Raw genomic sequence first — 17,207 nt, 5'->3', positions numbered from 1 at the left:
GAGGCAAGGATGAAATTAGCAACCAAGAAAAATGGCACTCGTGACGGTTTGTTGATGGTCGTGAGCAAAGACTTAACGCGCTGCGTACCAGCGACAGAAATTTTCCACCCCATGAACTTAGCACCGACGATGCAGGTGGCACTTGATAACTGGGATACGCTAGCACCGCAACTGGAAGAGCTATACGTTGCACTGAACAATGGCACGGTTGCAGGGTATGAAGAGTTTGAAGCGCACTACTGCGAGTCGCCGCTTCCTCGCGCTTATCAGTGGGCTGATGGCAGTGCTTACGTAAACCACGTTGAGTTGGTTCGAAAAGCTCGCGGCGCTGAAATGCCAGAGAGTTTTTGGACGGATCCGTTGATGTACCAAGGAGGCTCTGATGCCTTTATTGGTCCTTGTGACAACATCGAGTTTGCGAGTGATGAATGGGGTATTGATTTCGAAGGTGAAGTGGCTGTGGTAACTGGTGACGTACCAATGGGCGCGAGTGTTGCAGAGGCTCAGGAGTCGATTCGTTTGATCATGCTGGTGAATGATGTCTCACTGCGTGGGCTAATTCCCGCAGAATTAGCTAAAGGGTTTGGTTTTTTCCAATCTAAACCTTCTTCTGCGTTTTCTCCTGTGGCAGTAACACCTGACGAACTAGGCGATGCGTGGTACGAAAACAAAGTGCATTTACCATTGGTCTCGACCTACAACCACAAGCCGTTTGGTCGCCCGAATGCAGGTATCGATATGACGTTTGATTTCGCAGACTTAATTGTTCACGCGACTAAAACGCGCCCGCTATCTGCTGGGGCGATTATAGGCTCAGGTACGGTATCCAACAAGCAGGGAACGGAACATGGCACTTCTATTGAAGAAGGTGGCGTTGGCTATTCATGTATCGCGGAAGTTCGCATGATTGAAACCATTCGTGATGGTAAGCCGTCGACTAACTTCATGTCGTTTGGAGATTCAATCAGATTGGAAATGTTCGATGCGGATGGCAACAACATATTCGGCTCGATTGACCAACAAGTTAGCCAATATCTCAAGCACTAACAATGCTGGTTGGGAGACGATATGAGCGATAGCATGATTTTATACGGATACTGGCGATCATCGGCGGCGTATCGTGTGCGTATTTGCTTGAATCTTAAAGAGTTATCGTATGATTCAAAATCGGTACACTTAGTGCGCAATGGTGGCGAACAACACAGTGACGAGTACCATGAGTTAAACGCTTCTGAACTGGTTCCTTTGCTGGTGGATGGGGAGGTTCAGTTAACCCAGTCACTGGCGATCATTCAATACTTAGAAGAACACTACCCGGATGTCACTGTGATCCCCGAGCAAACGCCGCTTCGATACCAAGCGCTAGCTTTGGCTCAGGATATTGCAATGGAGATTCATCCCCTGAATAACTTAAGAGTTCTACAGTATTTAGAGGGGGAGTTAGCTTGCGAACCAGAGCGCAAAGTCGCTTGGATTCATCACTGGATCCACAAAGGTTTTACAGCATTAGAAGAGAAACTTCAGAAGCATCGTAAACTAAATGGTGATTGCAAGTTTAGCCTGACAAGCTCGCCATCTATTGTCGATATTTGTCTGGTACCACAATTTTATAACGCACAACGCTTTGGTGTAGATACTTCTCTTTATCCAACCATTAACGCTGTTGTGCAGTCATGCAATCAACTGCCAGCTTTTATTGATGCGATGCCAGAGAATCAGCCAGACGCTAATAGTTGATTCTTAGCATACATAATGTATTAACAAAATTTAAACGAGCCAATCCAAGTGTGTGATTGGCTTGTTTTTATTGGTGAGCAAAATTTTCTGTTTCTCGCTATCGTCGTGGCGCCTCAAAATTGCGAGGTTTTGTTGCTCTGCATAACATTTCCATTTACGCTTTGAGCAACGAGTTGTTTTGGATGCACTTTATTTATGACCAACATTTTTATCATTGTTGTTCTTCTGGTTTTATTCTTCTTTGTTATTCAAAAGTACGTGATTAAGCACGATGACACGCGTGATTATCCTTATCGCTCGAAAGGCCCTCTGCTCAGAGGTCAAGAGGGTGCGTTCTATAATGCGTTAAGAGCGGCGGTCGGGGAGCATGCCGTAGTATTCGCGAAAGTAAACATGTCCAGTTTGGTTACGCCAAAAGAAATCAAAAATAAGAAGCAGTTTTTTGTCGCGAACAATCGTATATCTCGAAGCTATTTTGATTACGTTATTTGTGACCCAAGGACACTAGAGCCGCGCGTTATCGTTGAATTGGATAATGGGCAGGAGCTAAACAAGGGTAAGATAGAAAGACAAAAGTTATTGATTCATGTTTGTAAGACGGCCAACCTGCCTTTAATCGGCGCTTCGATAAAGCACAGTTATCAAGTTGGGCGATTACGTCGTTTGCTTGCGGCACACATTGATTTGATTGAGCCCGATAAAGAAGTGCGCTTTTGCAAAAAATGCGGCAGTCCGATGATCATTAAAACCGCAAGCCAAGGTGAGTTCAAAGGGAGACGTTTCTTTACTTGTAGCCGTCAGCCGAATTGTACATACACCGAAAATTATAACGTTGTGTTTGAGGCGGACGACTAAACACGACAATTAACCTGCAGAAATAAGGGGCTTTGATTAGAGATGATCAAAGCCTTTTTTGTATCTGTCCTCAAGGCAAGACCTATACTTTGAAAAAGAGTGCAGAATAGGGCAGCCATATGCGATACGGATGGATTTTGTCAGCATTGTTCATCGCATCTAATGTTAGTGCGATACCTAATTTGAAACCACTGGAGTGTGAATTGACAGAGACACCCCAAGATCATTTCTTGTTTTACCGAGAGCAAATGGTTTACCACAGTGAGCAGTTTGTCATATTTCAAAACTTCAAAGGCAGGGTGAGCACTCAAGTGGACGTCAAAACAGGAGAGTTGATTCGTACAACCTATATCGGCGAACCATTTAAACCTAAATATCAGATTTTGTTCGGCACTTGCCCTAAGGTATCGCAAACCTTACAGATTTGGATGCTCAGTGAAGTGCCTTACGACAATTAAGTGAGATAATAAAAGTTATATAGATCACACTTTTAAACCCTGCAGGCTCAGTCCTTGTCGATAAAATCATCTGAAAACGCGTGTTGAGTTTACATTTTCGCCAAACGGTTCAAAGTTGGTAAATTTGTGCTTGCACCGTCGTTCGCTTATAGCTAATATCCTCGTCGTTCCAGAGAAATGCGTCCGTAGCTCAGCTGGTTAGAGTATCGCCTTGACATGGCGGGGGTCGGTGGTTCGAGTCCACTCGGACGCACCATTCTGAATTGAATGGTTAGGAACATAAAAATTTGGGTCCGTAGCTCAGTTGGTTAGAGTACTACCTTGACATGGTAGGGGTCGGCGATTCGAGTTCGCCCGGACCCACCAAATTTTAGAAAAAGCCCACCAAACGGTGGGCTTTTTTGTATCTGTAACTTATTGATATTCAAGTGAAATTCCTTCTTTTGTCCTTTTTTCTCCCCTTGTTATTACTCTGCGTTAGTACTGAGTAAAGTTCGAGGGGGTGGTAAAAGGGTGGTAAAAAGGTGGTAAAATACAGTAGTTTGTACAGCGCTTGAAATGGGCTATATTGCGACGCTTATGGCTGGTACTTCATGCCATTCTACGTCGTGACTATCAGTGTAAATCTGAGTGGTTCTATCACTGGCATGTGCCATGCGTTGGCGAGGGTTTACACCCATTTCATCGATGAGTTTTGCCGATAGTCTCCGGATTTCATGGAAAGTAGGGCGCTTAGCTTTTTCTACGTTAGAGTACAAACCGAGTTCGTCGCGTACTTTGGAAAATGTTTCGCTGATCATGCGACTGGTTACTTGGTAACGGTGGTCACACTGCTTAGCGATATTATTGTTTCTTGCAGGTCTACGATGCACTACGTAAGGGCAATGTAGCTTATCTGTTTTAGATAGCTCTACAACTTCTTTGATAGCGCTTGTCACCGGAATAGCAACATAAGACGTTTTAGCATTCTTAACCTTTGCTCGGTGTATGTACAAGGTACCAAATACCATTTCTCCGTTCTCTGGTTTTGGAGTATCAAACCAGACAATTCCACATGTATCCGGTTTTGGTTTTGGTATACGGTATTTTATTCTATGTAGTTCAGCTACTGCGTGAGTCGATTGAATCGATAACCCCATAGCTACTTTTAAAAATAGTGGGGCCTCTTTTTCAATTGCTTTGAATGCCTCTATATCTAAATCCAAGCGTTCTTTCTTATTATCCGAAGCATTTAGCCGTTTCGGTTTTTTGTTCAACATGAAGTTTTCACCAATTGCGGATTCATCTGCTAGATAGCTAAAGATCTTCTTTAATCGAGAAAGTTTCTTGTTATAAACCTCTTTGGATTTATCACCATAATATGTATTTAGAAAGTCGTTCATGGTTTCTAAGTTAATTGACTTGGAAAACTTGTCTCCTAAAAACTCATTAAGTCGAGCTATATCACTCGATACTTGTCTAAGGATTTCTGCTGACAGTTCTTCTTCGTTTTTAATTCTAACCATTACATGCTCAAGCCACTCATTCATCGGGCGGTTGAATTTGTCTTTTCTAGATCTAGGGGAAATTTGGAAGTGTTGTGCTGGTCTGTGCTCGTCATTGTATGCGTTAGCTGCTGCAATAATGTCATCTAAAGAAAACTCAGCTGGCATTAGCATTTTGGTACCATCGATAAGAGTAAAGCGATACCTTGTTTGGCCTTTTCGTTTTTCTACATACAAGTGTTTGGGAATGCGCTCACGACCAGTAGTTCGCTTGCGAGCATTCATAGGTTAACTGCCTCCGTTCATCAACTTTAGAAGCTGTGCTGCTTTGGGTGTAGTAGTTAACTCTGGGTCATTCGCTGCGTCAGGTATGTAAATGAGCCAGCGGCCGGTAGGTGTTTTACGAGCCTGAAGGATTCCTTGTCTGATCCAATTTCGAATAGTTTGGCTGCAAAGAGCAGGATAATAATTGCGTTTGTATTGGGGAATGGTCATTTCACGCATTTTAGAAGTCTCCGATTACCTAATCATTTGAACTTGTGTCAGAGTTCATTTCTTTGATTTCAATTTCGATGATTTTTGCTTCCAAGTTTGTAGTGCTACAACCACCATCCCATTTTAGGTCACAGTTATCACACCCTAAAATGTTGCATTTAGTGTTCACGACATTTATCAAACGTTCATTTAGTTCTTCTTTGTATGAGTTACTCATAGCATTACCTCTGTTTTTTGCAGATTGACGAGCGACGGTAATAGCGTCTCGATGAGACTGGTTGTTTATATTTAGCTCATGCAATGCAATAGGTTTCTTATTTTATAGTAGTGAGAAATTTCATTGCTTCAAGATGCAGCCCTATAGAGACAACGAGTGTACCCGTAGGCTTAGTCGATAGAGTGTGTCGGCTCGAGCCACGCCTCGCTACTTGTGGTGAAGAAGGGCTCACTGGTGGGTAGATTGAATAGCCCCGTTGTTTTAAGTAGTGAAAAAATGCCTCAGCTAAGTGAGGCTCAATTTGTAGGGTGAATATACTCATTTTTATTTTCTCAGTACGACTTGTTGAGGCTGAGACTCATACCAAGCAAAATCTAGCTCTTCACCATCATCTAGCGCTTTTCTTATTGCGTCCTCATCAGGGACAAAACGAACTTCGCGTATTAGATATTTCTCAGGAAGGTGGGCTTCCTCGTATCGAAGTTTGGCTGGATTGTTTTTGATGTAAAAAGTACCGTATGCACCTTTCATTTTTTCGACATTTAACATTTGGAATAAATTCAGAAGCGGGTAGGTCATTCGACTGCGTTCGTCTTTTAAAGACTTGGCGCGGTCACCGTATGGTTTTGCTTGCTCGGCATATACTTTTTTCTCCGCATCTGCCAGCTTCGCTGCTGTTTCTAACTTATCCATGTATCGACGGTAGGCCATGAGTTTGTCATCAATAGAACACTCGATACCTGCCAAATTATCCGCAATGGTTTGCTCGTCCCATTCTTCTTGTTTGGCCAGCTCCAACAGGTCAAAGACCTGCTGGTTAATATTGTTCATGCTTTCTGTCTTATCAGCCATTTGCCTGATCCTTATCTTTAATGTCAGCGTTGAAGTCTTTTATTGCCGATTCTGCTTGCTCCGCGATTCGAGAAAGCGCTTTGTCTTTCTTGGCTTTGCTTGCCTTGTCGTCGGTAGGGATTGCATCCAGAGCTGTTTCAGCTAGCTTTTGAAGTCGCTTGATTTCTGCCAGAGAAGGAGCAGTAGAGAACTTGTCAGTGTATGACTTAGCCTTATCTAGCGCCTGTTGTGTTGCTTTCGCATCAAACTCAAGCTGTTTAAGCGCATTGTCGGTTGTCTTCGTCATTTGCGAACGGTTGATGATGTTTTCATCGTCGTATTCACCCATGTATACGTCACCACAAATGCCTAACATTGAAAGCGCTTTACCTGTCGCGTCGGTAAGTGACTTTTTACGGCACTCTCCGTTTTTGATCATGCGACTGTAATTGTGTGACCAATAGAAACGCTCAGTCTCACCAAAAGCTGTTAATGTGCATCGTTCGCCACTGTTAGGGTGGATGTACCAAAGCTCAACTTCCATGTTGTGGACGGACTCATTCACTCCGGTATACGTACCGTTAGCGAAAATTGGCAAACCGTCCTCAATCCACTCCCGCTTAACATCGACACCCCAACCTTTGCCACGAGGACCAAATATTTCGGTTGCTTTCATTTGGCGGTATTGAGCATTGATGGATAATCGACCTGTCGATGGGTCTTGCTTAGTGAAATTCAAATCGGTTTTAAATGACTGATTCCAAATACCCATATTTGAATTGCTTTCGTCTAAATCGACATCTGGAATTTCAGGATCGTTAGCTGGCTCTTGCTCTACAATATTTTGAGGAACGTCAGTGCCGCTAATGTTGTTATCAGAATCGGCAAGATGCTCATCATTAGCAGATTCGGGTAAAGGTGCGTTTTTGGTAACCTTAGGCTTTCCATTACCATCGGTTGGTTCTTTTTTGCCTTGTTCTGGTAACTTTTGGGCTTCTTTTTGTTCATTATTGCCACTTGAAAGCTCATTATTACCATCGGCTTTGGGTTGGCCGGTAAACTTCATTACTAGGTTAACCGACTCAGTTGAATGCCAAATGATCACCGGATTTTTAAGCTGTTTGATGTAATCAGCTAAAGCGTTAATGTCGGTGTCTTTGGTAATGATTTTTAATAAGTGGGTATAGGCACGCTCAGGTGTTACTGCGTGATTTTCATGTGCCAAGCGTTCAGCTATGGCGAGCAAGAGAGATGGATGCTCTACTTCTGATATCAGAGTGTTGGATGCTGGCTCCATACTTTCAATAAGTTCGATATTTTCTCGAAAGACAGCGCGAAGAGTTCGGATGTTTAGAAATGATTTTGACACCTCGCTTGCATCATCAAAATCAATGTTGCGTATGTTTTCTAGTGTTTTGTCTTTAACGAAAGTTAAGTATTTACCGTTGTGTTCCCGTTCTCCGTTGTGCCAATTAGTGAGTTCATCTACTACGGCAGCAAGCTTCTCTCCTGCCTCTTCATACTGCTCTGTTGTTAGATATGGGCTACCATCACTAATGCGAGAAAATATTTCAGCAATAAAGCATTCATACTCATTTTCTAAATTATGTGCTGGTTTGTGTTGAATGTTATTTTTAGTAACCGTACATCTGGCCACTAGATACTCAGCCTCACTTTCATTAAATAAAACCCCACATCTTTCCAAGCCGTTAATAGTCTCCACTAGTTCTTCGATGTCGGTTTGAGCTGTGATGTGAGGTTGTAGTGCATCCATAGCGAGTTTTACTTCGCCCTCTGTCATTCTTGCTGTAGGGCGACGAGCTAGGCGTTCACGTACTGCATTTTCTATTGGTGAACATTCGTTAGGTGGTAAGTCTTCGCTATCCATCACCTCAATGCAATTTTCTTCGAACTCCTGAATGTATGGAGATTTCATAAAAATCTTAGCTAGACTTAATGAGCTATCGTACTTGTACAGAGCGTCAATAATTGCCTGACCAGCCATCTTGATCGCTTCTTTTCGGGTGGTGGCAAACTCACAGCCAAAGTCGTTAGCGTCACCGAATGCGCGTTCTGCTTTCTGATTGCCTCCGACAGCATATTGCCACCCCTCGTCACCACAATCTCGGATTGCAATAACGACGTGTAATTCATCGGTTACAGGGAGAGCGGCTTTCCAGCAGTTAGGTTCAATGATGTATTCATTGGCTGCTGGCTTGTCGATAACATCTTCAATATGTTTCATCGACTCTTTCGTTTTCTCGGTTAGTACGGCAGGAAGGTAAGGTTTCAAGCTCTCGGTGAAAGCTTCTAAATCGTATAGAACACCAATCGTTACCATTGAGTTCACATGCTCAATTGCTTGATTTGGGGATTTATCTAAAGGCCAGATGTCCGCAAAATGACCTTCAACAACTTCTAAATAATCGCTGTGGGCTTCTAATGCGTTCTTTGCGTCTGGGTGCTGTGATAGTGCTGTTATAAACAGTTCACTAGGTTCTAGGAATGCATGATAAAAATCATGTTTCATCGTTGCGGAGATAAAGGTTTTTTGGTCTTCGGGGCCAAACTCATCTTGGTAATCTAGGAATTTTTCAAGGCGTTCCACCGCTTTATCAATCGCGTCGCAACGTTTTTCTTCGGTTCGATCTAAGTTCATTTTTTCGTGCTTATCGAAGTCACCAAACTTAAATCGGAAGCCGTAAGCATATTGGCTATGGCCAACTCTCAGAATGAAGACCTTAGCAGCTTTCATACTGTCGGTTTCGCTACTGTAAATGAAAGAGGAATCTTCAACTTGAGGATCTTTTGTGTCGTAGTATCCATCTTGGCCTAGGGTAGGGTACGGGGTATCCGGAACATTTATTTGTTGTTCATCTGAGTGAATGAACTCGCCTTCGTCAACCCCCTTGGCTTCTAATTCTATAATTGCTGCGTTGTAGTCTTCTTCTGATATTTTTTCGGCCTTAACGCCTTTGAAGAAATCACTGTATCCGGAATTTTCATTTTCGGTGCATAGTGGATGAGTTGCTTCAACCTTGCAAACAGCTTCCGATTTGGCTAGTTCTTGGGTTGCGGCTTTAATGTAGTGAATTACAGGTTCCAAATCGCCAGATTCTTTTACCGCTTTGTGCGATACCTTTTTATTACAGGTTAATTTGAAATACTTATCAGCCATTTTAAGGTGTCCTTATACAGCTAAGCTGCCTTGAATTTTGAGGGAAGATGCAGTTTCAAAATTTTCTTCAACCGAGTCAGGACTACGGAAACCATGCTTCCGGCAGTAATCGGTCATAATTTTTCGATCGTGCGGTAGTTTTTTTACCGAGAGCCAGAACTGCTCAACGGATTCTTGGGAAGGTCTGTCCACAGTCAATTCCTCAGTAGAGACATTAAACAGAGCACGCATAAGCCAGAGCTGGCTAGGTGGGAGAGAGGTTGCAATGGGTGCGCTCTTTAATACCTCTAAAGAAAGTCTTGTGCTTGTTGGGACGTGTGTGTACTAGGGTAAATTGCGGTACCGGATAAAAATTAATACACAGATCTTAAAGACCGGTCCGATACCGCAATTTTGAAATGCCCCTAACGCGATTTATCAAGGCTCAGTCGGTTGTCACTATCAAAATCGACCGACCGTTAAGAGCATTTCAAAATGGCTCTCATAAGAAAGCCAAAGCCCGTTACTACTAGAGTACCTATGGGATAGGTCTAGTCACCTCACTATGTCGGGTGACCGTAGATTTACTTTCGTTACTCATCTATCAGCCCTTTGCTGATAGGTGCTCTCAAACGTTTTGTACCACCTAGTGGTCTCGCTCATCCGTTTAAGTGTTTCACGCCATCGAAAGCGGGGCGTATCAGTTTATTTTGGGTTTCCAACAGTTTTAAAGAGCCTCAAGGCATCGCCTTGGTATAATTAATATTCCATAATGGCATTTGAATGTAAATGCCAAAATGGAATTATTTTTTATGGTAGGATGAATTCTGAAATATGGGGGGGCAGATTTTAGACAATAAAAAACCGCCACTAGGGCGGTTATCATCAAATTGGTGGGGGGATTACTCTGTGTAGATTCTATGCTCAGGTAAGTTTGACGTTAATCTTAGCATCAACCACTACACCTACAATCTTACAGTTACCATTAATTGGCAGTTTGGGGAATGATGGGTTTAACGGACTGAGAAACTTCTGTCCAGCGTCAATGATGAGTTGTTTGAATGTGGCTTCGTTAACATCATCAAGCTTGGCAACAACCAGTGACTTATTAACCGCTTCAACCTCAGGATCGACTAGAACGCGAACACCCGTAGGGAAACTAAGTGGTGAACCGGGCGGTGCTGTCATCGAATCGCCTTCAACTGTTAGCCAAAATGAACTTGAACTCGCTTTCTCAGTTGTTGCCAGCATTTGTGCGTCTTTAACGTTATACGGTTCGCAAGCTTCTCTCCATTGTCCCGCTTGCACCGAACTGATTAAAGGGAATAGCCCTTTGGTTTCAGGTTGGTCATCTATTGATTTTACATTAGCAAAACCATCAGGTGTAACAGAGCCGTCAGAAAGCAAAGTCATTTGACTAAGTCCGACGTGCTTCATCATTTCGGCAATCGTATCAAGGCTTGGTTCTCGCTTCTCGTTTAAGTAGCGAGCAATAGTTCCCTGAGCCACTCCCATTAATTCAGCAAGATCTGATTGGGTTATGCCTGAGGTCTTCATCCTGGATTTAACCAGTTCATTCCAATTTGTTTTCATTCGCTAATTATGCCACTGCGGTATTTTTTAAAAACAACCGTTATGGAATATATCGATTGCATGTAGAATTCCAAATTGGTATAAATGTCCTCATGTGACGGAGGACATATGAACCGAATTAAAGATTACCGTACCAATTTAGGAATAACTCAGCAGCAACTTGCTGATGAGCTAGGTGTTTATCAAGCAACAGTTAATCGATATGAAAAAGGGCGTAGCCCGAATCTAAAAACATGCTGGCAGATAATTAATGCTCTCTGCTCTTTGGGTGCTAAATGCAAGTTCCAAGATGTATTTCCAGATAATACAGCACCAAAGAAAACTGCATAACTACAAGGAGTTATTGATTATGTTAGTGAAATTTGACTCGAAAAAAGAAGTGGTCAAAGAAATTATCAAGAAGACCAAGGGCGGTCGAGGTGCTTTAGCTGGCGCAATTGGTATGTCTGAAACCACCTTCAACAACAAGCTCTATGAACGAAACGGTTGCCGTTTTTTCGATGATGAAGATCTAGAAGCAATGGAAATCCACGCTGGTACCTACTTTCTGGCTCAATATCGCGCAGGCCAACGCGGTGGTTTGTTTGTTCCTATGGCGGAACTCGAACTTGACGCGGAAGAGCTTAGCGAAATCCAGATCAAAGAGATGGCTGCACTTGGTGAAGCGAATGTCGAGATTTGCCGAGCACTCGCAGATGACCAAATGATCGACAACAAAGAAGCGAAAGCTATTAAGTCAGCTGCTATTGAAGCAGCTGCACGAGTTATCGCGAGCAAGTTAGCTGCGATTCGAGTTTATGGGATGGACAAATGAAAAAAGGCGTAATTGATAAATCATTAATTCCCGTTTCTGAAATCGTAACAATCACTGCTCCAGTTCAAGTCGTCATCAGAGATGGAGAGTTTACGGTTAAAGAGTTAGTCGTGGCAGGAAAGACCGTTGATTGTTATCAGGGGCTTACGAATATATTGCTGGAAAAGCAGCGCGAGTTTGACCGCCATAAAAGTCAAACGCTTAACGATTGGTGAGAGGGTTGTTGGTTTTACCTCTAGGCGTATAAGAAAAGCGCAGCGTAGCGCTGGAAGTCAAGAATATGAGTAGACGAGCTACAGATTGGGCGTGGCGACAAGATATCAAGGCCACGATGAAGTTAATTCTTCTATCTCTTGCCGATCGAGCTGATGAGTATCATAGAGCATATCCGAGTGCGGAGCGTATAGAGCTCGATACTCGCTTAAACATCAAAACAATTCGTTCGAACCTAAAGGTAATGCAAGAGCTTGGGATCATTCGAGATTCTGGGAAAAGAAAGGGGTCAACGAATCAGGTTGTTGTATGGGAATTGTTAGGCATAGAAGACGATGTGAAGCATCAAGTCCCAAAATCATCAAGAACCACGAGCCCTGAAAAGAAGGTACCCGAAAATGGACACCTTCCGAAGGTACCCAAAATTGGACTTGAAAGGTACCCAAAAACGGATTTGAAAGGTACCCAAAATTGGGTAACAGAACCAGTCATAGAACCAACCATTGATCCTTTAAAAGATCTTATTCCAAGCAATGATGAATTGCTTGAAACCAGAAAACCTGAATCTGAATTTGAATTTCCAACGAATCGTCGTGGTGAGATTTATTCCGTGTACATGGAGGACATATTCGAGTTCAGAAAGCTGTATCCGTCTGTAGATGTTTATCAGGAATTTCGAAACATGCTTGGTTGGTTGAAATCTAATCCCACCAGACGCAAGACCAAAAGTGGAATCCCTAGATTTATCAATTCTTGGTTAGCCAAAGAGCAGAACAAGGGACGATGCAATAAAAACCTAGAGTCACCAGTTCAGCTTGACTGTACAGCCCAAATTGAGAACGAGATACGTCTAGCTGAATCTAAAGTAGCAGGTTTGCAGCAGAACATTATGCAGCATCAACAATGGAACATTCCTGGTGGCGATAAAGCTATTGTCAGTTTCCAAGCGGATATTGAAAAGTTAAAGAAATTCATCCAGCAACAACGACAAATCCGAGAGCGATTGCAGGGGGAGAGATGATCTACTACCTACCGAAGTTTTGGTATGCCGGTTCTAAAAAGTGGGGCATTCCATCTGATCTGCCGTTTATCGAGGGTAAGTTGCAACGCCTGAATATGGCAAATCAAAAAGTTGCTAGTGAACAATATGAGGATATCTACAAGCACTTTCACAATTGTGGAGAGTGGCGCAAAGCGCGTGAGTTAGCGAATCAGATGTTAAACGACATAGCGAATGATTATGGCATTACTCTCAAAGATTATGAGCAGATGACCGCGGCTAACGATGATGACTCTGAAAACACTCAGTTTCGTGTCGACTTGATGATAGAGAAAGCCAAAAAAGCTCAAAAGTTGGCGAAACCAAGAATTCACTTTAAGGAGTTGAAACGTGCGTAGTTGTTTAACTGTGAAGGCGAAAAAAGAAACGACAGAGATCATCGGTGCAATTGGTACTGGTGGTTATATTCAGTACGCAACACCTGAAATGCGCGAAAAGGCTGCTACGATGCGTGGACGCGTTGTGGCTATTAAGCCTAAGTCTAAAGCGAAAGCCCGTGTTTTGGATCACCACCGTAAGTTTTTTGCGTTGATACACCTAGGATTCGAGTATTGGTCTCCCGACGTAAGCCTAATCAGCGAACCAGAGTATTACATAGCACATGAAACTGCGAAGCAATTCTGTCAGTTGGCTGGACGAGAAGACATGTATGAAACACATGGTATTGAGATTGCCAACATCGTCTTATCGAAAATAAAAAAACAGCGAGAAAGTCACTGCGACCCAGAGGCTTACAAGTGTATTGAGCACTACCGATACCAAGTGATGATCGAAGCTGGTTATTTTGATTTAGAAATGCTCCCCAATGGTGGAACAGTAAAGCGGCCTTGGTCTATCGCTTTTGAGAACGCAGACCAAGAACAATTCGAAAAAATTTACAAAGGTTGTTTTAACGTCATATGGAACCAATCACTTTTTCAAGTATTTAACGACGAGCAAGAGATGCAAAACGCCGTATATCGCTTTATGGAGTTCGCATGATACGTCTGTTATTTGCCTTATTTACGGTGGTTAGTGCGATAGCAGTGGTATCGTCAGCATTCTTGCAATTCTGCTTTCTCTTCGCTGGGCGTGGCTTCCATTTCGATAGTGTGTTTCTCATCTACCTAACGGCTCTTTTTACTGGATTTATGGGGCTGTGGCTGACAAATGAAAATTAAGAAATACGGGTATCGAGTTCAAAAAGCTCAAGAACAATTTAACCGTTTTATCGTGTTACGCGATAGCGGAAAACCGTGTGCTAGCTGTGGACGCTACTTGCCTCTGTGTTGCGGCCACTTTCGTTCTGTAGGCGCAGCCCCTGAACTTAGATTCAATGAAGACAATGCCCATGGCCAGTGCTACGAATGCAACGGGAACAAATCGGGGAATTCGAAAGAGTACCGACGTGGACTTATCGAACGTATCGGACTATCTCGCTTAGAAACGTTAGAAAGTTATCACTCTCCGCAGAACTGGACGGTGTATGACCTATACGACATTGAGAAAGTCTACAAGGCCAAGGCTGACGTGATGAGTACTAATTTTGAGTATTTCTACGAGTCAGCTTAGTTCACACCAACATGTAATTGAAGTAATGGTATCAATATGAAAGATCAAGATTTAGAACGTACACGAGTACTGTTAAGAGGGTGGGGGAACTGGTCACACAACAATACTGGTTGTCATTGGTATACACAGATGTGTGGGTTATCGAATGTCCTGCCTGTGACTCCAGACTTAAGATATAAGCTATGTGATGATGATGCTCTAGTCATTGATAAGTTGGTTGCTTGTATGATGGATGAGGAAAATCCAAGGCCAATGACATTTTTTATTCTTCACTATGTCTATGGACTCAATAAAAGTGAGATTGCGAGAAGGGCGACAAGAGAAGACAAAAAGCAATGCACGGAAGGCAAGGTTCGCTCACTGTTACTTTTAATGGAATCAATGGTTTGTGGAATGCTCATTCAGCGTGAACAAATGGGATTTAGGCTAGCGTATGATAAATAGCGCTGTCGTATTACGGCAAAGTAGAAAGCCTCTTTAACTTAAGAGGCTTTATGAGTTGGCTCAATCTGAAACTGATAGATAGAGATGGCGTCACAGGTTTCCATACGTTTTCTAATGTCAGACGAATGTTAGAATGATATTGGATAGTAACGTTCATCCATATTTACTTAGTCCATGTACGAAATTAATAGCTATGTGTACGTTGCGTAGTGCGCAAGTGATGGATAGCTGCGTGTATTGCAGACTCTTCTACATCAATCTTCTTCTTCACGATATCAACGAGTTCAGAGCGTTCATCGGTTATCTGCATTGCAGGTTTTAATATGCTGTGGATCGACAACCCATCTAGAGGTTTGTTAGAAATCAGGTTGTGGTATGTATACAGCTCTAAACCAAAGTTCTTAGCAAACTGACGTAACATCGATAAGTACCAAACTTTTGGCTTCTCTAAGTGGAGTAGGGCGTTACATTTATTAGCAATCATGCCTATTTCAATCGGGCGATCAGAGTATTTGATGTATCTAACACTAATATCCATTATTTCTTTAATAGGAGCTCCCTCAAATGCATATTCTGGTGTTGTGTAATGCGTTAAGTCGATACGAACAAGTTTGCCTTCAGTCACTAGCTCATTGATGTAGAAAGACGCGTGGTTAACCGATCCGCTACGGATGATTTTTGCAACTTCATCACGAGTTCGCGGAGTTTTGTCTGTGGTAAACCACTTTAGAATAGCTTGTTGTTGACCTGTAGGTGTAACGTCACTCTTCAGACTCACGGTGTCTGCACCACTTTTCCCTGCGAAGTAAACACCAAACTGCTCACCAAACTCACGCGCTACGTGTCGAACATCAAAGTAATCAAATTCTCTTAATGCAGGTGATTGCTCATAGACATTCATCTTTAGATGCAATGAATCAGTACCTTGTGTTTGAACTGCAAGTATCTCTTTCACTTGTTTTACTATGTGTTCTACTTGTTTTTCGTCGAGTGGGAAGAAGTTCGTATGGCGGTATGAACCATGACCAGATAAGTACAATAAGCCTTGTTCTACACCGCCTTGAATACCATGTTCTTGGCGGTCAAGAGGAAATTGTGTATTACAAAAACCTTGTTCATTTGCTAATTTGTGGATGTCTCTAAAGTTAACCCCGTCAGGGAAAGCTAACGCAGCTTGTGCCGCTGCGGCAATCTTCCCTAAGCCCTTCGGTGTAATATTTCCCGATTGAAAATTAATTTTTTCTTCATTAGATAATTGATAGATAGCGTTTAGAGCCTGTCTAGCGTTGCAGCCGTATTGCTCCATCAATAGCTCTACTGCTGTTTCAGTGCTCATAGGAGCTAGATTATACGCAAACCACTCTTCTATAACATCTACTTTGAAGTTAGGGTATACGACATCTCTCAGTTCATTTTTGTTAGCGTCAGTAATGTGTTCCATGAAGAGGAAAAGATCTTTCTCTCGCTCAAAACGACCAGCTAAGCTTGGGTAAAGCTCTTGAAACTCATGTGTAAGGTTCTGTTTAACGTTTTGGCGAATAACAGTAGAAGTTAAGCTTAATGACAGCTTTAACAAAGCAATAGCTTTTGCTTCTAGTTGACGAATTCGTTCTCTAGTTATCCCAAACCGTTGACCGATTTCTTCAAGAGTAACTGCTGGATTGCCATCTATACCAAAGCGAGATAGAACGATTTCTTTTGTTCTATCATCACAACTATCAACGAATGATGTAAGGTCGTTACTTAGTATTTTATCTACAACAATTGACGGTAAAACGAATAATCGATCTACACGTAGCAATGATGGCTCAGTTAATGACTCGGATAGTTCTTCGTCAGATTTATCTACAACTGTTTCTAAGTATGGATACACTTTATCTTTGAATTCTTCATAAACTTCGAATAATTTGCGACCAAGTATTACGGCATTAGGTCTGGCCGGCTTCCAATCATAAACAACATTAGCTAGTGATAGTTGGTCAAGCTTTTTTATTGCTAGTTCTTTTGCCGCCCGATTCATAAGTTTTCTTTCGCCCTCAGACAACAAAGAAAAGTTGAGATAGATATCTGCCAATATTTCTTTACTAGGCCAGATGCTTTTTTCAGGGACTATTATTTTATCCGCTGGACGGATTGTTACAAAATCAGTTAGTGACTTTTGTTTTACTCCAGTTTTTTCGGATGGAGTACTTGACAGTACTTTATCCTGAACAGATATAATTTCTGGTTCTGGTTCTGGTTCTGGTTCTGGTTCTGGTTCTGGTTCTGGTTCTGGTTCTGGTTCTGGTTCTGGTTCTG

General features: G+C 42.5%; 20 protein-coding genes and 2 tRNA genes. 15 read left to right on the top strand and 7 right to left on the bottom strand.

Going from position 1 to position 17,207, the window contains the following annotated elements; genetic code table 11:
- Window positions 1-9 precede the first annotated feature (9 nt).
- From R7Q46_RS05045 to R7Q46_RS05020, 6 genes are all read left to right on the top strand, one after another.
- Window positions 10-1,047: a fumarylacetoacetate hydrolase family protein gene (locus R7Q46_RS05045; protein WP_025766743.1), complete on the top strand. Its 1,038-nt coding sequence runs from the start codon at window positions 10-12 to the stop codon at window positions 1,045-1,047.
- A gap of 21 nt (window positions 1,048-1,068) precedes the next feature.
- Window positions 1,069-1,737 (top strand): maleylacetoacetate isomerase, encoded by a 669-nt coding sequence (gene maiA, locus R7Q46_RS05040; RefSeq protein ID WP_005377832.1) that lies wholly within the window; start codon window positions 1,069-1,071, stop codon window positions 1,735-1,737.
- 195 nt (window positions 1,738-1,932) lie between these two features.
- Window positions 1,933-2,592 carry a DUF2726 domain-containing protein gene (locus tag R7Q46_RS05035; RefSeq protein ID WP_005377831.1) on the top strand — a complete coding sequence of 220 codons (660 nt, stop codon included), beginning with the start codon at window positions 1,933-1,935 and terminating at the stop codon, window positions 2,590-2,592.
- Window positions 2,593-2,711: 119 nt separating this feature from the next.
- A complete protein-coding gene (locus R7Q46_RS05030; RefSeq protein ID WP_005377830.1) occupies window positions 2,712-3,050 on the top strand; it encodes a hypothetical protein in 339 nt (112 codons plus the stop codon).
- A 179-nt stretch (window positions 3,051-3,229) separates the two neighbouring features.
- A tRNA-Val gene (locus R7Q46_RS05025) sits at window positions 3,230-3,306 on the top strand.
- Window positions 3,307-3,339: 33 nt separating this feature from the next.
- Window positions 3,340-3,416 (top strand) — tRNA-Val (locus R7Q46_RS05020).
- A 197-nt stretch (window positions 3,417-3,613) separates the two neighbouring features.
- Here the strand turns inward: R7Q46_RS05020 and R7Q46_RS05015 are convergent.
- The 6 genes from R7Q46_RS05015 to R7Q46_RS04990 form a co-directional block, all read right to left on the bottom strand.
- Window positions 3,614-4,819: a tyrosine-type recombinase/integrase gene (locus tag R7Q46_RS05015; protein ID WP_025542383.1), complete on the bottom strand. Its 1,206-nt coding sequence runs from the start codon at window positions 4,817-4,819 to the stop codon at window positions 3,614-3,616.
- Between the two features lie 238 nt (window positions 4,820-5,057).
- Window positions 5,058-5,246 (bottom strand): hypothetical protein, encoded by a 189-nt coding sequence (locus tag R7Q46_RS05010; RefSeq protein ID WP_318077351.1) that lies wholly within the window; start codon window positions 5,244-5,246, stop codon window positions 5,058-5,060.
- Between the two features lie 324 nt (window positions 5,247-5,570).
- The gene (locus tag R7Q46_RS05005; protein ID WP_005495427.1) at window positions 5,571-6,098 is read right to left on the bottom strand and encodes a siphovirus Gp157 family protein; all 528 of its coding nucleotides are present in this window, start codon (window positions 6,096-6,098) and stop codon (window positions 5,571-5,573) included.
- On the bottom strand, window positions 6,091-9,255 hold the full coding sequence (locus R7Q46_RS05000; protein WP_318077350.1) for a hypothetical protein: 3,165 nt from the start codon (window positions 9,253-9,255) through the stop codon (window positions 6,091-6,093). The genes R7Q46_RS05005 and R7Q46_RS05000 overlap by 8 nt, the downstream gene beginning before the upstream one ends.
- A 12-nt stretch (window positions 9,256-9,267) precedes the next feature.
- The gene (locus tag R7Q46_RS04995) at window positions 9,268-9,447 is read right to left on the bottom strand and encodes a hypothetical protein (RefSeq protein ID WP_127463331.1); all 180 of its coding nucleotides are present in this window, start codon (window positions 9,445-9,447) and stop codon (window positions 9,268-9,270) included.
- Between the two features lie 711 nt (window positions 9,448-10,158).
- Window positions 10,159-10,791, bottom strand: a complete 633-nt coding sequence (locus R7Q46_RS04990; RefSeq protein WP_140138929.1) for a LexA family protein — start codon at window positions 10,789-10,791, stop codon at window positions 10,159-10,161.
- 144 nt (window positions 10,792-10,935) lie between these two features.
- Here R7Q46_RS04990 and R7Q46_RS04985 point away from each other — a divergent pair, with 144 nt between their 5' ends.
- From R7Q46_RS04985 to R7Q46_RS04945, 9 genes are all read left to right on the top strand, one after another.
- Window positions 10,936-11,157 carry a helix-turn-helix transcriptional regulator gene (locus R7Q46_RS04985; protein WP_021486590.1) on the top strand — a complete coding sequence of 74 codons (222 nt, stop codon included), beginning with the start codon at window positions 10,936-10,938 and terminating at the stop codon, window positions 11,155-11,157.
- A 19-nt stretch (window positions 11,158-11,176) separates the two neighbouring features.
- Window positions 11,177-11,641, top strand: coding sequence for a YmfL family putative regulatory protein (locus R7Q46_RS04980; protein WP_025526421.1), 465 nt, complete (start codon window positions 11,177-11,179; stop codon window positions 11,639-11,641).
- On the top strand, window positions 11,638-11,856 hold the full coding sequence (locus R7Q46_RS04975; RefSeq protein WP_005495414.1) for a hypothetical protein: 219 nt from the start codon (window positions 11,638-11,640) through the stop codon (window positions 11,854-11,856). Before R7Q46_RS04980 ends, R7Q46_RS04975 begins: the two co-directional genes overlap by 4 nt.
- Before the next feature lie 65 nt (window positions 11,857-11,921).
- The gene (locus R7Q46_RS04970; RefSeq protein WP_203515863.1) at window positions 11,922-12,875 is read left to right on the top strand and encodes a helix-turn-helix domain-containing protein; all 954 of its coding nucleotides are present in this window, start codon (window positions 11,922-11,924) and stop codon (window positions 12,873-12,875) included.
- Window positions 12,872-13,252, top strand: coding sequence for a hypothetical protein (locus R7Q46_RS04965; RefSeq protein ID WP_065766470.1), 381 nt, complete (start codon window positions 12,872-12,874; stop codon window positions 13,250-13,252). Before R7Q46_RS04970 ends, R7Q46_RS04965 begins: the two co-directional genes overlap by 4 nt.
- Window positions 13,245-13,895 (top strand): DUF1367 family protein, encoded by a 651-nt coding sequence (locus R7Q46_RS04960; RefSeq protein WP_318077348.1) that lies wholly within the window; start codon window positions 13,245-13,247, stop codon window positions 13,893-13,895. Before R7Q46_RS04965 ends, R7Q46_RS04960 begins: the two co-directional genes overlap by 8 nt.
- Entirely contained in the window at window positions 13,892-14,074 is a 183-nt protein-coding gene (locus R7Q46_RS04955) for a hypothetical protein (RefSeq protein ID WP_031855938.1), read from the top strand. Before R7Q46_RS04960 ends, R7Q46_RS04955 begins: the two co-directional genes overlap by 4 nt.
- Window positions 14,064-14,465, top strand: coding sequence for a recombination protein NinG (locus R7Q46_RS04950; protein WP_005495404.1), 402 nt, complete (start codon window positions 14,064-14,066; stop codon window positions 14,463-14,465). Before R7Q46_RS04955 ends, R7Q46_RS04950 begins: the two co-directional genes overlap by 11 nt.
- 36 nt (window positions 14,466-14,501) lie before the next feature.
- Window positions 14,502-14,909, top strand: coding sequence for an antiterminator Q family protein (locus R7Q46_RS04945; RefSeq protein ID WP_065766466.1), 408 nt, complete (start codon window positions 14,502-14,504; stop codon window positions 14,907-14,909).
- A gap of 184 nt (window positions 14,910-15,093) precedes the next feature.
- Here R7Q46_RS04945 and R7Q46_RS30790 read toward each other — a convergent pair.
- The coding region (locus R7Q46_RS30790) for a sigma factor-like helix-turn-helix DNA-binding protein (protein ID WP_411978762.1) at window positions 15,094-17,207 on the bottom strand (2,114 nt) is incomplete at its 5' end.

The organism is Vibrio sp. 811 (assembly GCF_033339195.1).
This window is presented reverse-complemented; position numbering and strand designations above follow the sequence as displayed.

Bases quoted from the DNA above. Each gene is read 5' to 3' on its own strand.
- R7Q46_RS05045 (WP_025766743.1), top strand. From the start codon at position 10: ATGAAATTAGCAACCAAGAAAAATGGCACTCGTGACGGTTTGTTGATG.
- maiA (WP_005377832.1), top strand. From the start codon at position 1,069: ATGAGCGATAGCATGATTTTATACGGATACTGGCGATCATCGGCGGCG.
- R7Q46_RS05035 (WP_005377831.1), top strand. From the start codon at position 1,933: ATGACCAACATTTTTATCATTGTTGTTCTTCTGGTTTTATTCTTCTTT.
- R7Q46_RS05030 (WP_005377830.1), top strand. From the start codon at position 2,712: ATGCGATACGGATGGATTTTGTCAGCATTGTTCATCGCATCTAATGTT.
- R7Q46_RS05015 (WP_025542383.1), bottom strand. From the start codon at position 4,819: ATGAATGCTCGCAAGCGAACTACTGGTCGTGAGCGCATTCCCAAACAC.
- R7Q46_RS05010 (WP_318077351.1), bottom strand. From the start codon at position 5,246: ATGAGTAACTCATACAAAGAAGAACTAAATGAACGTTTGATAAATGTC.
- R7Q46_RS05005 (WP_005495427.1), bottom strand. From the start codon at position 6,098: ATGGCTGATAAGACAGAAAGCATGAACAATATTAACCAGCAGGTCTTT.
- R7Q46_RS05000 (WP_318077350.1), bottom strand. From the start codon at position 9,255: ATGGCTGATAAGTATTTCAAATTAACCTGTAATAAAAAGGTATCGCAC.
- R7Q46_RS04990 (WP_140138929.1), bottom strand. From the start codon at position 10,791: ATGAAGACCTCAGGCATAACCCAATCAGATCTTGCTGAATTAATGGGA.
- R7Q46_RS04985 (WP_021486590.1), top strand. From the start codon at position 10,936: ATGAACCGAATTAAAGATTACCGTACCAATTTAGGAATAACTCAGCAG.
- R7Q46_RS04980 (WP_025526421.1), top strand. From the start codon at position 11,177: ATGTTAGTGAAATTTGACTCGAAAAAAGAAGTGGTCAAAGAAATTATC.
- R7Q46_RS04975 (WP_005495414.1), top strand. From the start codon at position 11,638: ATGAAAAAAGGCGTAATTGATAAATCATTAATTCCCGTTTCTGAAATC.
- R7Q46_RS04970 (WP_203515863.1), top strand. From the start codon at position 11,922: ATGAGTAGACGAGCTACAGATTGGGCGTGGCGACAAGATATCAAGGCC.
- R7Q46_RS04965 (WP_065766470.1), top strand. From the start codon at position 12,872: ATGATCTACTACCTACCGAAGTTTTGGTATGCCGGTTCTAAAAAGTGG.
- R7Q46_RS04955 (WP_031855938.1), top strand. From the start codon at position 13,892: ATGATACGTCTGTTATTTGCCTTATTTACGGTGGTTAGTGCGATAGCA.
- R7Q46_RS04950 (WP_005495404.1), top strand. From the start codon at position 14,064: ATGAAAATTAAGAAATACGGGTATCGAGTTCAAAAAGCTCAAGAACAA.
- R7Q46_RS04945 (WP_065766466.1), top strand. From the start codon at position 14,502: ATGAAAGATCAAGATTTAGAACGTACACGAGTACTGTTAAGAGGGTGG.